We start from the raw sequence: 13329 nt of genomic DNA, 5'->3' as shown, positions 1-13329 counted from the left end.
GGCGTTCCCCTGATCGCCGGAGCACGCTCGTCGGGGTCAGCCCTGGTTGGAGAAGACCTCGTCGCGGGCGGTGTCGAGGCCCATCTGCAGGGCGCCGCGGAGCACCGGGTCGCCGGAGATCTCGGTGGGGACGACCGTGGGGACGTTGGGGCCGAGGGAGGCGATCGCCTTCTGCACGCGGTCGGCCAGGACCGACCCGCCCGCGCGCCCGACCTCGCCCGCGAGCACGCACAGCTCGGGATCGAGGACCACGCAGATGCCCGCGAGCCCGAGGGCGAGCCTTCGGGCCAGCTCGTCGAGGAACGGCTCGGCATCGGGGTCGCCCTCGACCGCGGAGCGTACGCATCCGACACCGTCGCCGCTCAGCCCGAACGCGCGGGCGAGGGTGTCCATGGCCTCGACGCTGACCAGTGACTGGAAGGCCGCGTGCTGAGGGCTGTCGGTGCCGTGCGGCGTGGAGGCGCCGGGGACCGCCAGATAGCCGATCTCGCCGGCGCCGCCGCCGGCGCCACGGTGGAGGCGGCCGTCGACGATCACTGCGAGCCCGAGGCCGCGGTCGATCCAGGCGAGCACCGAGTCCTTGACGCCGTGGGACGCGCCGGCGGACTGCTCGGCGAGCCCGGCCAGGTTGACGTCGTTCTCGATCAGTATCGGCCGCTGGAAGCTGCGGCGGAGGTCCTCGAGCACGCCCGTGCGCCAGTCGGGCAGGTCGTTGGCGAACCGGAAGTCGCCGGTGCGCGGGTCGATCATCCCGGGGGTGCCGATCGAGAGGCAGCGGAGCTGCGTCATGGTGATGCCGGCGCTCCGGGTGGCGTTGGCGACGGTGGCCCGCACGGCCTCGACCGGGTCGGAGGCCTCATGGGGGTCGAGCTCTCCGGTGGCCAGCTCGGTGCCGGTGATGTCGGCGACCGACGCGGTGATCCGGTCGGGCCCGATGTGGAGGGCGGCGACGTAGCCGGACGACGGGACCACTCCGTAGAGCGCCGCGTTGGGGCCGCGACCGCCCTGCTGCGCTCCGACGACCTCGACCAGGCCGCGCTCACCGAGCCGGGTCAGCAGCTGTCCGGCGGTCACCTTCGAGAGGCCGACGAGCTCGCCGAGCCGGGTCTTCGTCACCGGTCCGTTCGAGAGCATCAGGTCGAGCGCCGCGCGGTCGTTGGTGTCGCGGATCAGGTGTGTCTTGGGTGCTCTCGACATCGGCGGCGCTCCTTTCGTGGGTGAGGGTGGCGTACGGAAAACCAACCTAACAATTGCAGCGCTCCCACCGGTGTCTGTCCACGCCGGGTCTAGACGGTAACTGTAAAGGAACCTTACAGTAGGGGCTTCGATCGCCATCCATCTCAACCCCCTCAAGGAGTTTGGAATGCGTACTACAACGAAGATCGCCGTTCTCGGCGGGATCTTGCTGGCGCCCGTCCTGGCCATGGTGCCGACGAGCCCCGCAAGTGCGCACGGCTACATCTCGAACCCCCCGAGTCGGCAGGCGCAGTGTGCTGCCGGCACCGTGGAGTGCGGGGAGATCAAGTACGAACCGCAGAGCGTCGAGGGCCCCAAGGGCCTGACCAGCTGCTCCGGCGGCAACACCCGATTCGCCGAGCTCGACGACGACTCGAAGAACTGGCAGGTCACGCCCGTGGGCAAGACCCAGACCTTCAGGTGGTCGCTGAGCGCCCGACACCGCACGAGCACCTGGCAGTACTTCATCGGTGGCACCAAGATCGCCGAGTTCGACGACGGCGGCGCGCAGCCGCCGGCCACCGTCGAGCACCAGGTCGACTTCGGGTCCTTCACCGGCCGGCAGAAGGTGCTCGCGGTCTGGAACGTCGCCGACACCGCGAACGCCTTCTACGCCTGCATCGACGTGAACATCGGCGGTACCGCCACCGACCCGGAGTCGCCGGCGCCGGTGGCCGGAGAGTTCCCGGTCAGCGAGGCGCAGTTCAACCAGCTCTTCCCCAACCGCAACCCCTTCTACACGTACGCAGGGCTCGTCGAGGCGCTCAGCGCCTATCCGGAGTTCACCAATGCTGGGGACGAGGCGACCCAGAAGCGCGAGGCGGCCGCGTTCATCGCCAACGTCGCCCACGAGACCGGTGACCTGCAGTACGTCGTGGAGCAGAACCAGGCCAACTACCCGCACTACTGCGACACGTCCCAGCCCTACGGTTGTCCGGCCGGCAACGACCAGTACTACGGCCGCGGTCCGGTCCAGCTGAGCTGGAACTTCAACTACAAGGCCGCCGGGGACGCGCTCGGCATCGACCTGCTGAACAACCCCAACCTGGTCGCCACCGATCCGGCGGTCGCCTGGAAGACCGGGCTCTGGTACTGGAACACCCAGAACGGCCCGGGCACCATGACCCCGCACGCGGCGATGGTCAACGGAGCCGGCTTCGGCGAGACCATCCGGTCCATCAACGGATCCATCGAGTGCAACGGCGGCAACCCGGCCCAGGTGCAGAGCCGCGTCGACAACTACCGCGAGGTCACCTCGCTGCTCGGGGTCGACCCGGGCGGGAATCTGTACTGCTGAAGCGGAGCCCGAAGCGATAAGCACTGCTGACGCCACACCCTGCACAGAAACCGGCGGCGTACGCAGCCCCACCTGCGTACGCCGCTTGTTTCTGTTTTGTGACAGCCGCCCAAACAGGTTCTGCCTCTGTGCCGGTGCCGGGTTCCCGCCGACGCCCCTACCTTCGAGTAGCAACCGGAACCCCGGACAGCCCGGGGCCGGATGGACGAAGGAGCATGCTCGGTGCTCAGATCACTCACTCTCCGAATCGCCGCGGTCGCCGCGGCCGTCACGCTCCCCCTCTTCGGCCTGGTCGCGCCGGCCGAGGCGGAGAGCCCCTACGAGCGCGGGCCGGACCCGACGTCCGCCAGCGTCCTCGACAACGGCACCTTCTCGCTCTCCTCGACCTCGGTCTCCTCGCTGGTGACCGGGTTCGGCGGCGGCACGATCTACTACCCCACCTCCACCACTGCTGGGACGTTCGGCGGTGTCGTCCTCGCCCCCGGCTACACGGCCTCCTCGTCGTCCTACTCCTCGGTCGCGCGCCGGGTGGCCTCGCACGGGTTCGTGGTCTTCGCGATCGACACGAACTCCCGCTACGACCAGCCCGACAGCCGCGGCTCGCAGATCCTGGCGGCGGTCTCCTACCTGAAGAACAGCGCCTCCTCGACGGTCGCCTCGCGACTGGACGAGACCCGGATCGCGGTCTCCGGCCACTCCATGGGCGGAGGCGGGACGCTCGCGGCGGCCAACCAGGACTCCTCGATCAAGGCCGCGGTCGCGCTGCAGCCCTGGCACACCGACAAGACCTGGCCCGGCATCCAGATCCCGACCATGATCATCGGCGCGGAGAACGACTCGGTCGCGCCCGTCGCCTCGCACTCGATTCCCTTCTACACCTCGATGACCGGGGCCCGGGAGAAGGCGTACGGCGAGATCAACAACGGCGACCACTTCATCGCCAACACCGACGACGACTGGCAAGGGCGCCTGTTCGTCACCTGGCTGAAGAGGTACGTCGACGACGACACCCGCTACTCGCAGTTCCTCTGCCCGGCACCGTCCTCGATCTACCTGTCCGACTACCGCAACACCTGCCCGGACTGACCCCTCGGTCCTGACCCCAGAACCGGCCACCCCGGGGGAGGTGGCCGGTTCTTCGTGGTCCACGTTGGAAGATGGGTGCATGACCGGAAATAGTGGAAACGGCGGAAACAGCTCAGGCATCCGCGTCGCCTCCCTCGACGACATCCCGGAGGGCGAGGGCATCGCGATCTCCTCGAAGATCACCGGCACCGAGGACGACATCGCCATCCTGCGCGACGACGACGGCACCTGCTGGGCTCTCAACGACACCTGCACCCACGAGACCGCATCCCTGGCCGAGGGCTGGGTCGAGGACGGCGACGTCGAGTGCCCGCTGCACTCCTCGCGGTTCAACCTCAAGACCGGCAAGGTCGACGGCCTCCCCGCGACCCGCGACACCGTGCCGCATCGGGTCGAGGTGCGTGACGGGGAGATCTACCTCTTCCCCGGCGAGAGGCCGTGACGGTCTCCTCGGTTGTCGTCGTCGGCGGGGGCATCGCCGGTGTCTCGACGGTCGCGGAGCTGCGGAAGAACGGGTACGCCGGTGAGCTGACGCTCGTCAGCGTCGACCCGTTCCCCTACGACCGCCCGCCGTTGTCCAAGGAGTACCTCGCCGGTGGCCGCGACCTCGACTCCATCGCGCTGCAGGCTCCGGGGTGGTACGCCGAGCAGCGGATCTCGTTGATCGGGGGCGCCGTCGCCGTCGACGTGCGCGCTGACGCAGGGGAGGTCGAACTCGCCGACGGCCGCGTGCTGACCGCCGACCGGATCGTGCTCGCCACGGGTGGTCGCGCGATCCGGCCCGCACTCGGGTCTCCGAGCCACGTGCTGCGGGACGTCGCGGACGCAGACCGGCTGCGTACGCAGCTGGTTCCCAGGGCACGGTTGCTGATCGTCGGCGGTGGCCTGATCGGGGCCGAGGTCGCTTCGACCGCGCGCGGGCTGGGGGCCGAGGTCATGCTGGTCGACCCGCTCTCGCCGCCTCTCGCCGCTGCTGTCGGGATCGAGGTGGCGACCTGGCTGCACGCCCTGCATGCCGACCACGGCGTCGAGACACTGACAACGACGGTCGAGACGCTGCTCGAGACCCCGACCGGCGTCGCGGCGCAGCTGAAAGGCGAACCGGACTCGCGCGAGTTCGACGCCGTGCTCCTGGCCGTCGGCCTGGTCCCCGAGACGGCACTGGCCGAGGCAGCGGGCCTGGAGACCTCGCGCGGCATCCTCGTCGACGCCGGCCAGGTGACCAGCCACCCGGCGGTGCTCGCGGTCGGCGACTGCGCCCGGCTCCGCGACCACCACCGGCCCGAGCACTGGGAGGCCGCCCAAGTCGACGGGGCGAGGGCGGCGGCGACGATCCTCGGCGTCGCGCCCGCGCCCGACACGGCGCCCTGGTGGTGGTCGGACCGCTACGGTCTCCACGTCGAAGGGGTCGGCGAGATGCGCTCGCCGGACGCCCAGCACCAGACCGTCGTACGCGGCGTGGTCGGCGAGCCACCCTTCGCCGTGTTCACGCTCCGCGGTGAGCGCGTCATCGGCGCGGTCGCGGTCGACGACCCCAACGCCGTGCGCGCGGCACGCCGGATGATCGACCGGGGTGTCGACGTACGGGCGTCTGATCTTGCCGATCCCACGCAGAACCTTCGGAGTCTGCTGCGGAGGTAGTGGACAGCGAAGGACGGCGCCCCGCGGAAGTCGCGGGACGCCGTCCTCAGGGAAAGATCAGACCGTCAGCTGAGCGGGCTGGGACTGGTTGGCGACGCGGTTCTCGGAGTCGATGAACCAGGCCAGCTGCTCGACCCGGGTGATGATCGCGTGGAGCAGGTCGGCGGTCGTCGGGTCCTCTGCGTCGATGTCGTCGTGGATCTCGCGAGCGGTCTTCGACGTGGCGTAGAGCGCGGCGGCGGCCAGGTCGGCGGCGGTCGCGGTGTCGACCTCGGTCGCCGGGAGCGGCGCGAGGGTGGTGTCCTCGGCGACGGTGCCGGTGCGGCCGTCGGGGAGGATGTAGAGCGCACGCATGCGCTCGGCGACCTCGTCAGTGAAGTCACGCGCGGCGTCGACGACCTCGTCGAGGACGAGGTGCATGTCGCGGAAGTTCTTGCCCACGACGTTCCAGTGCAGCTGCTTGCCCTGCAGGCTGAGCTCGGTCAGATCGACGAGCAGACGCTGCATCTGGGTCGCGAACGCCGGGCTCGGGATGAACGCGGGGTGCGAGGTGTGCGTGGCGCTGCTCGTGTCGGTCTTCGTGGCCATGTTCGGTGGGTCCCCCAGATTGAAGTGTCGGACTTTCGTGGTGACACCCACTGTGCCACCTTTTCTTGAACGATTCCAGAAAGGTAAGTCTTCCCTAAGTCATCGCCTCCGGGCACGGGCACGCCGTAGAGTCGTTTCGTGCCGCAATCTCCCCTCGTCGCACGGGTTCGTCGCCCTGAGGTCTTCGAGACCAGCCGGCTGAGCGCGGATGCGCAGGTCGAGGCCTGGGAACGCCACAACGCCTGCGCGCTGGTCGCGCTCTCCTGCCGGCCCATCGACGGACACGGGTTCGACGCTCAGGAGGTCAACCTGCAGCTCGACGAGGTCCATCTGGCGCGAGTGCGCGCCACGCGCCACGTCGTCGAGCGACCGGCCAGCCTCGTGAAGGACATCCCGGCCCGGTCGATCGCCGTCTACGCCAGCCTCCGAGGCGAGGCGATCCTCGAGTACGCCGGCCGTCGCCAGGTCATCCGCCCCGGACAGCTGATCGTGTGCGACGTCGACGCGCCCTTCCTGCGCGGCTTCGGGCACGGGCTCGAGGAGCTCGCGGTCAAGGTGCCGGTGGACGCCTTCGCCGCCCGCACCGGGATCGCATCGATGCCCTCGCCCCTCGTCCTCGACGCCGGTCGCGGCCAGGACCCGCACGGCCGAGCGCTGGTGCAGATGGTCGGCCGCGCGCTTCGGCCCCGCGACCCGGTGCCCGCCGACGAGGGCGCCGTACTCGACCTGATCTCGGTGATCGCCACCGGCGGAAAGGTGTCCCTGGCCACCGCCCACCGGGCCGCGGCGAAGGCGTTCATCGAGGACCATCTCGCCGACCCCACCCTGTCCGCCACGGCGATCGCCGCGGGCGCCGGCATCTCCGAGCGTCACCTGTCCCGGCTCTTCGCCGACGCCGGCACGAGCGTCCCCCGCCACATCCTCGGCCGCCGCCTCGAGCTCGCCTACGCGATGCTCGCCACCGGCTCGGACCCCAGTATCCGCACCGTCGACGTCGCCGAGAAGTGCGGCTTCACCTCGGCCTCGCACTTCTCGCAGGCCTTCCGCAAGCGTTTCGGCGTCGCCGCCGGAGACGTACGCCGCGCCGCCCGCGCCTGACCTCAGCCGAGTCCGCACTTGTGGCGGCCGAGTCGTCAGTTGTGGCGTACGAAAGTCGAGTTTCGTACGCCACAAGTCACTTCTCGGCGCCCAGAAGTCACTTCTCGGCGCGAAAGGGTGACAAGTCCACCAAAGATCCGATAGGTCTTCCATGCGATTTTCCGCCAACCGGACCCTGCTTCCCACCCGTAGGGACCGTGACGGACGACACTCTCGAACACCCCACACTCTCTAAGGAGACGTACGTGCGCAACGGACTCACCACCGGACGCGGCCTGAGCTTGGCCGCCGCCGGTGTCGCAGCGATGGCGCTGACCTTGACGGCCTGCGGGTCGGGCGGCATCGACGACGAAGGCGGTGGCGGCGAGGACACGCTCACCATCGGGTTCGTCTCGACCGAGACGGGCTCCTCGGCGCCGTTCGGCGAGGCGAACAGCTTCGTCGTCGACGAGATGGAGGCCTACTTCAAGGACCACCCGGTCAAGGTCGGCGACAAGGAGCTCGACGTCGAGATCGTGGTGCGCGACGCGCAGAGCGACACGACGAAGGCCGGGGCGGTGGCCGGCGACCTGATCAACAAGGACGGCGCCGACATCATCGTCGCCTCCTCGACGCCCGACATCGTCAACCCGGTCTCGGATCAGTGCGAGGCCAACTCGATCCCGTGCATCACGACGGTCGCCCCGTGGCAGCCGTTCGCGATCCGCAGCGGCGACAAGCCGGCCGAGCTGAAGTACAGCTACCACTTCTTCTGGGGCCTCGAGGACGTCGCGACGGTCTACGCCGACATCTGGGGCAAGGTCCCCAACAACAAGAAGGCCGGCGGCCTGTTCCCGAAGGACCCCGACGGCGAGGCCTGGGGCGCCAACTTCCCGGCGCTCACCGAGGCGTCCGGCGTGAAGATCGACAACCCGGGCAACTACCCCAACGGCACCAAGGACTTCTCCGCCCAGATCAGCGCCTACAAGGGTCACGACGTGCTCGTCGGTGTCCCGATCCCGCCGGACTTCACCACGTTCTGGCAGCAGGCGAAGCAGCAGGGCTACAACCCGAAGGTCGCCACCATCGGCAAGGCGCTTCTCTTCCCGAGCAGCGTCGAGGCGCTGGGCCCGATCGCCCACAACCTCTCCACCGAGGTCTGGTGGACCCCGACCGCGCCCTACAAGTCCTCGCTGACCGGCCAGTCGGCGCAGGAGCTGGCGGACGCGTACGAGGAGAAGACCGGCAAGCAGTGGACCCAGCCGCTGGGCTTCGCGCACGCGCTCTTCGAGGTCGCGACCGCGGCGGTGACCGAGGCCGGCTCGACCGACGCCGACGCGATCACCGAGGCGCTGTCCGGCCTCGAGGTCTCGACGGTCGTCGGTGACGTCGCCTGGGGCAAGGACGAGAACGTCCCGCCGTATGTCGCCAAGACCTCGCTCGCGGGTGGCCAGTGGCGCCAGGTCGAGGGCGGGGAGCACCCGTTCGAGCTGGTCGTCGTGCAGAACTCGCTGGCTCCCGACGTACCTCTCGGGGGCGAGCCCGAGGCCCTCAAGTGACCTCTGCCCCACTGTCGGTCGAGGCCTTCAGCAGCGTGCCCGGCGGCGCGCTGCTGGAGGCCGAAGGCCTGGCCAAGGCGTTCGGCCAGGTCGTCACCGCCCGCTCCGTCTCCTTCCACGTCGCCGCGGGCGAGGCGCTCGGGATCGTCGGTCCCAACGGCGCCGGCAAGTCCACGCTGCTCAACCTGGTGACCGGCACCCTCCCGGTCGACGCCGGCACCATCCGCTTCGACGGCACCGACGTCACCCGGACGCCGGCCGCCCGGCGTACGGCCCTCGGGATCGGACGTACGTTCCAGGTCCCCCGCCCCTTCGAGGGGCTCACCGTCTTCGAGAACGTGCTGGTCGGGTCCACCTTCGGTGCGGGCACGCACCGCCGCGAGGCCAACGACCTGGCCTGGCAGGCGCTGGAGACCGCCGACCTGGCCCGTCTGGCCAACACCCCTGCCGGCTCGCTGCGGCTGCTCGACCGCAAACGGCTCGAGCTCGCCCGCGCGCTGGCCACCCGCCCGCGGCTGCTGCTGCTCGACGAGATCGCCGGCGGCCTCACCGAGCACGAGCTGCCCGCCCTGATCGAGACCATCTCGGCGATCCGCGACGGCGGCACCGGCGTCGTCTGGATCGAGCACATCGTGCACGCGTTGCTGCAGGTCGTCGACCGGTTGATGTGCCTGGCCCAGGGCGACGTCGTCGCCACCGGCGACCCCCGCGAGGTGATGGCGAGCGACGCCGTCGCCGCCGTCTACCTCGGCTCGCCTGATCTGGAGGGCGCGTGAGCCCGCGGAATGCTCACCGAGGTAACTCGGTCGGCGGTCGCTTCCTTCGTGGAGTTCCACGAGGGAAGTGCGAGCTCAGCGACGTACCTCGGTCAGCATCCCAGGACGACTCGCGGAATGCTCACCGAGGTAACTCGGTCGACGCTCACTCCCCGCGCGGAGTTCCACGAAGCAAGTACCCATTCACCGAGTTACCTCGGTCAGCATTCGAGGGAGACCGATGACCCTGCTCGAAGTCGACACGATCGACGTGAGCTACGGCGACTTCCGTGCCCTGCACGGCATCACCCTCACCGTCGCCGAGGGCGAGACCCTGGCCGTGATCGGCGCCAACGGCGCCGGCAAGTCCACGCTGCTGAAGACCATCGCCGGCCTGCTCCGCCCGAGCGCGGGCCAGATCCGGTTCGACGGTCACAACGTCTCTCACACCCCGGCTCACCGGCGCGTCCGGGAGGGGATCGCGCTCACCCCGGAGGGCCGGAGGATCTTCGGCTCGCTCACCGTCGAGGAGAACCTCAAGGTCGGCGCGCACGGCCGCCGCCCCGGCCCCTGGAACCTCGCCACCGTCTACGACGCCTTCCCGCTCCTCGCCGAGAAGCGGGGACGCCGCGGAGCGCACCTGTCCGGCGGCGAGCAGCAGGCCACCGCGATCGGCCGGGCGCTGATGTCCAACCCGAAGCTGCTCCTGCTCGACGAAGTTTCGCTCGGTCTGGCGCCGGTCGTGATCGCCGACATCTACAAGGCGCTCCCCGCGATCGCCGAGAAGGGGACGACCGTGCTCGTGGTCGAGCAGGACCTCACTCAGGCCCTCGCGGTCGCCGACCGGGTGCAGTGTCTGCTCGAGGGCCGCACGGTCCTGGAAGGCGCCGCGGCAGACGTGACCCGCGAGCAGGTCCAGGCGGCGTACTTCGGGGTCGACGCCGCGGACGGGAGAGAGGTCGGCTGATGGATTGGATCAACGCGGTCCTCCAGGGACTCCTGCTCGGCGGGCAGTACGCGCTGCTCGCCTGCGGTCTGAGCCTCATCTTCGGCGTGATGCGGATCGTCAATCTCGCCCACGGCGTCCTCGCGGTGGCCTCGGCCTACCTCGCGCTCTGGCTCGTCCAGCAGACCGGAATGCCCTCGTTCCTCACGATCGTCATCGTGATCCCGGTCCTCGCCGCGGTCGGCTACGCGATCCAGCGCGGCTTGTTCAACGCGGCCCTGCGCCACGGCGAGCTGTCGCCGCTGCTGGTCTCGTTCGGCCTGGCCGTGATCGGCGCCAACCTGCTCCAGGAGATCTTCACCGCCGACTCCCGCAAGATCTCGATCGACACGTTGTCGACGGCGTCGGTCGAGCTCGGGCAGCTCAGGCTCGGCGTCTTCTCGCTGCTCACCCTCGTGGTGGCGGTCGGCGTCATCGTCGGTCTGCAGCTCTACCTCTCCCACACCCGCATCGGCCGCGCCATGCGCGCGACCAAGGACGACCCCGAGGCGGCGACGCTCATGGGGATCGACGAGAGACACATGTACGCCCTGGCCACCGCGATCGCGATCGGCACCGTCGCACTGGCCGGCGTGTTCCTCGGCATGTCGACACAGTTCAGCCCGACGTACGGGGATCTGGTCCTCATCTTCGCCTTCGAGGCGGTCATCATCGGCGGGCTCGGCTCGCTGTGGGGCACCCTCCTCGGCGGCCTCGTGCTCGGCGTCGCGCAGACCGTCGGCGCCCAGATCGACCCGGCCTACGGCGTCCTCGCGGGTCACCTGGTCTTCCTGGTCGTGCTCCTGTTCCGGCCCCAGGGCCTGCTCCCGAAGGCGGTCGTCGCATGAGCCCTACGACAACCCTGAGCCCGACGACAACCCTGAAGGTCGTACGCGGCGGCTGGCCGTCGCTGGCCGGCGGCGGTTTCCTGGCGGCGGTCGTGGTGTTCCTGGCCGCTGCGCCCTGGTTCGTCTTCAGCCCGGGCGACGTGACCAACCTGGTCGCGCTCTTCGCCCTCATCATCCTCGGCACGACCTGGAACCTGATGGCCGGCTACGGCGGGCTGGTCTCGATCGGGCAGCAGGCGTTCATCGGCGCGGGCGGCTACGGCGTGATCAAGCTCGCCGACGTGGTCGGCCTGCCGATCCCGGTCGCCGTCGTGGCGGCCGGAGTGGTCTGCGCCGCCCTGGCCGTCCCGACCTCGTTCCTGCTGTTCCGGCTGGTCGGAGGCTACTTCGCGATCGGCACCTGGGTGATGGCCGAGGTCTTCAAGCTGGTCACCCAGGAGCTGCCGGGCTTCGGTGGTGGCTCCGGCCTCTCGCTGACCGCCTTCCAGGGCGTCGACCGGGTGACCCGGATCGCGACCGTCTACTACCTGGCGCTCGTACTGGCCGTGCTCGTCGTGCTCGCGACGTACGCCCTGATGCGCTCGCGCGTCGGGCTCGGCCTGACCGCGATCCGCGACGACTCAGTGGCCGCGGCCTCGCTCGGCGTCGCGGTGCGGCGCTCGCAGCGCCTGGTCTACGTCGCCGCTTCGGGAGGTGCCGGCCTGGCCGGCGCGCTGATCGCGGTCAACGGCCTGCGGGTCTCGCCGGACTCGATGTTCTCGGTGCAGTACACCGCGTTCATGATCTTCATCGTCGTGATCGGCGGACTGGGGACGATCGAGGGCCCGATCCTGGGCGCGGTGATCTTCTTCGCGCTCCAGCAGCTGCTGGACTCCTACGGCACCTGGTACCTCATCGCGCTCGGAGCCGTCGCCATCGCCGTGGTGCTGCTGGCGCCGCGCGGGTTGTGGGGTCTGGCGACGCGGGGTCGCTACGAGGTCTTCCCCGTCGGTCACACGGTCCTGACCGATAGTCGGGGATCAACCGGTCGCTCTACTGGCGAGTAACCGACTGTTTGATCCCCGACTATCCACCGCTCTCGAGAGTTATCCACAGGGTTGTGCACAGGTGGGGGATTTTTGTGGATCGCTGGATGGCGGCTGATCGATGCTGTTGGCGTGGCTGCCCGACCTCCTCACTTCCGACCGCCGGAGTACTCCTCCGCCCGCCCTTCTTTGGTGCGGCCGGTGCGCCTCGACCCGAGCGGGGAGACCGGGCCGACGCCGCGTCAGGCTCGGGGGCGTGGGTGGCGGCGGAGCAGCCACGGGTTCTATGTGCCGGCCGACGTCGATGCCGATGCACCGATGCAGCGCGTGCTCGAGGCATCTGTGCGGCTCCCTGCGCATGCGGCGGTGACGGGGTGGGCGGCGTTGGCGTGGATGCGATGCAAGTGGTTCGACGGCTGCGATGCGTCCGGTCGGCCGAGACCGGTGACGGTCGCGGCCACCGCTCACTCGTTGGCGTCACGTCCCGGCCTCACCGTATGCGGTGAGCGACTCCTCCTCCCCGACTGCCAGGTGGTCGACGGCGTGCGGGTGACGATCCCGGTGCGGTCGGTGACCTTTGAGATGCGCTACGCCCACGACCGCCGGGCGGCCGTGCGAGCCCATGACATGGCGGCGCTCCATGACTTGGTCTCCATCGCGGAGATCTCCGCATGGGCGGATGCGCACCGCGGCTGGACCGGAATCGCGAAGGTCCGGGATGCGCTCCCCTTCCTCGACGAGAACGCGTGGTCACCGCCTGAGGTCGATCTCCGACTCGTGTGGGAGGAGCTCGGCATCCGAGAGGTCGTGTGCAATCACCCGGTCTTCGACCACGCCGGCCGGCATGTCGGCACGCCTGACGTGCTCGACCTGGAGTCCGGTGTCGTGGGCGAGTACGACGGCTCCTTGCACCTCGAGGGCAAGCAGCGCGCCAAGGACATCAGGCGGGAGGGAGATCTGCGTGGTGTCGGTCTGGAGTACGTCACCATGGTCTCCGCCGATCTGCGCGATCCGTCGGGATTCAAGGCCCGCACCCTGGCTGCGCGGAAGCGGGCGCGAGCAATGGCGGGGCCGAGGCGCTGGACGCTGGACCCGCCACCGTGGTGGACCCCGTCCACGACGGTGGCCGAGCGACGAGCACTCTCGAGTGAGGAGCGCCGCCGTCTGCTGAGCCATCGGTGGGCGGCCTGAGCCGGTAGTCGGGGATCAAACGGTCGGTCTACTCGCGCGTA

Annotated in this window: 13 protein-coding genes; 11 read left to right on the top strand and 2 right to left on the bottom strand. The window is 69.7% G+C overall.

Annotation, left to right across the window (positions count from 1 at the left end; all coding sequences use genetic code 11):
* Window positions 1-36 precede the first annotated feature (36 nt).
* Entirely contained in the window at window positions 37-1197 is a 1161-nt protein-coding gene (locus OG984_RS20340; RefSeq protein ID WP_328528012.1) for an ROK family transcriptional regulator, read from the bottom strand.
* A gap of 166 nt (window positions 1198-1363) precedes the next feature.
* Between OG984_RS20340 and OG984_RS20335 the strand changes: the two genes are divergently transcribed.
* The 4 genes from OG984_RS20335 (at window position 1364) to OG984_RS20320 (ending at window position 5260) form a co-directional block, all read left to right on the top strand.
* The gene (locus OG984_RS20335; protein WP_328528011.1) at window positions 1364-2533 is read left to right on the top strand and encodes a glycoside hydrolase family 19 protein; all 1170 of its coding nucleotides are present in this window, start codon (window positions 1364-1366) and stop codon (window positions 2531-2533) included.
* Window positions 2534-2755: 222 nt separating this feature from the next.
* Entirely contained in the window at window positions 2756-3619 is an 864-nt protein-coding gene (locus tag OG984_RS20330) for an alpha/beta hydrolase family protein (RefSeq protein ID WP_328528010.1), read from the top strand.
* A gap of 79 nt (window positions 3620-3698) precedes the next feature.
* Window positions 3699-4061 (top strand): non-heme iron oxygenase ferredoxin subunit, encoded by a 363-nt coding sequence (locus tag OG984_RS20325; protein WP_328528009.1) that lies wholly within the window; start codon window positions 3699-3701, stop codon window positions 4059-4061.
* Window positions 4058-5260 carry an NAD(P)/FAD-dependent oxidoreductase gene (locus tag OG984_RS20320; RefSeq protein ID WP_328528008.1) on the top strand — a complete coding sequence of 401 codons (1203 nt, stop codon included), beginning with the start codon at window positions 4058-4060 and terminating at the stop codon, window positions 5258-5260. The genes OG984_RS20325 and OG984_RS20320 overlap by 4 nt, the downstream gene beginning before the upstream one ends.
* 57 nt (window positions 5261-5317) lie before the next feature.
* On the opposite strand, the gene OG984_RS20315 is transcribed toward OG984_RS20320, so the two are convergent.
* Window positions 5318-5848 (bottom strand): Dps family protein, encoded by a 531-nt coding sequence (locus OG984_RS20315; protein WP_328528007.1) that lies wholly within the window; start codon window positions 5846-5848, stop codon window positions 5318-5320.
* 138 nt (window positions 5849-5986) lie between these two features.
* Here OG984_RS20315 and OG984_RS20310 point away from each other — a divergent pair, with 138 nt between their 5' ends.
* From OG984_RS20310 to OG984_RS20280, 7 genes are all read left to right on the top strand, one after another.
* A complete protein-coding gene (locus OG984_RS20310) occupies window positions 5987-6946 on the top strand; it encodes a helix-turn-helix domain-containing protein (protein WP_328528006.1) in 960 nt (319 codons plus the stop codon).
* A gap of 245 nt (window positions 6947-7191) precedes the next feature.
* On the top strand, window positions 7192-8484 hold the full coding sequence (locus OG984_RS20305) for an ABC transporter substrate-binding protein (protein ID WP_328528005.1): 1293 nt from the start codon (window positions 7192-7194) through the stop codon (window positions 8482-8484).
* Window positions 8481-9260 carry an ABC transporter ATP-binding protein gene (locus OG984_RS20300; RefSeq protein ID WP_328528004.1) on the top strand — a complete coding sequence of 260 codons (780 nt, stop codon included), beginning with the start codon at window positions 8481-8483 and terminating at the stop codon, window positions 9258-9260. Before OG984_RS20305 ends, OG984_RS20300 begins: the two co-directional genes overlap by 4 nt.
* Window positions 9261-9480: 220 nt before the next feature.
* Entirely contained in the window at window positions 9481-10206 is a 726-nt protein-coding gene (locus OG984_RS20295) for an ABC transporter ATP-binding protein (protein WP_328528003.1), read from the top strand.
* A complete protein-coding gene (locus tag OG984_RS20290) occupies window positions 10206-11072 on the top strand; it encodes a branched-chain amino acid ABC transporter permease (protein ID WP_328528002.1) in 867 nt (288 codons plus the stop codon). The genes OG984_RS20295 and OG984_RS20290 overlap by 1 nt, the downstream gene beginning before the upstream one ends.
* Window positions 11069-12118 (top strand): branched-chain amino acid ABC transporter permease, encoded by a 1050-nt coding sequence (locus OG984_RS20285; RefSeq protein ID WP_328528001.1) that lies wholly within the window; start codon window positions 11069-11071, stop codon window positions 12116-12118. Before OG984_RS20290 ends, OG984_RS20285 begins: the two co-directional genes overlap by 4 nt.
* 450 nt (window positions 12119-12568) lie before the next feature.
* On the top strand, window positions 12569-13288 hold the full coding sequence (locus OG984_RS20280; RefSeq protein WP_328528000.1) for a hypothetical protein: 720 nt from the start codon (window positions 12569-12571) through the stop codon (window positions 13286-13288).
* Window positions 13289-13329 lie beyond the last annotated feature (41 nt).

Source organism: Nocardioides sp. NBC_00368, assembly GCF_036090055.1.
In the GTDB taxonomy this organism is placed as follows: domain Bacteria; phylum Actinomycetota; class Actinomycetes; order Propionibacteriales; family Nocardioidaceae; genus Nocardioides.
Note: the sequence above shows the minus strand (reverse complement) of the source record. Positions and strands in the feature narration are given on the sequence as shown.

What these genes read in the sequence shown, in the direction of transcription:
- OG984_RS20340 (WP_328528012.1), bottom strand. Translation starts at nt 1,197, where the DNA reads ATGTCGAGAGCACCCAAGACACACCTGATCCGCGACACCAACGACCGC.
- OG984_RS20335 (WP_328528011.1), top strand. Translation starts at nt 1,364, where the DNA reads ATGCGTACTACAACGAAGATCGCCGTTCTCGGCGGGATCTTGCTGGCG.
- OG984_RS20325 (WP_328528009.1), top strand. Translation starts at nt 3,699, where the DNA reads ATGACCGGAAATAGTGGAAACGGCGGAAACAGCTCAGGCATCCGCGTC.
- OG984_RS20315 (WP_328528007.1), bottom strand. Translation starts at nt 5,848, where the DNA reads ATGGCCACGAAGACCGACACGAGCAGCGCCACGCACACCTCGCACCCC.
- OG984_RS20295 (WP_328528003.1), top strand. Translation starts at nt 9,481, where the DNA reads ATGACCCTGCTCGAAGTCGACACGATCGACGTGAGCTACGGCGACTTC.
- OG984_RS20290 (WP_328528002.1), top strand. Translation starts at nt 10,206, where the DNA reads ATGGATTGGATCAACGCGGTCCTCCAGGGACTCCTGCTCGGCGGGCAG.
- OG984_RS20285 (WP_328528001.1), top strand. Translation starts at nt 11,069, where the DNA reads ATGAGCCCTACGACAACCCTGAGCCCGACGACAACCCTGAAGGTCGTA.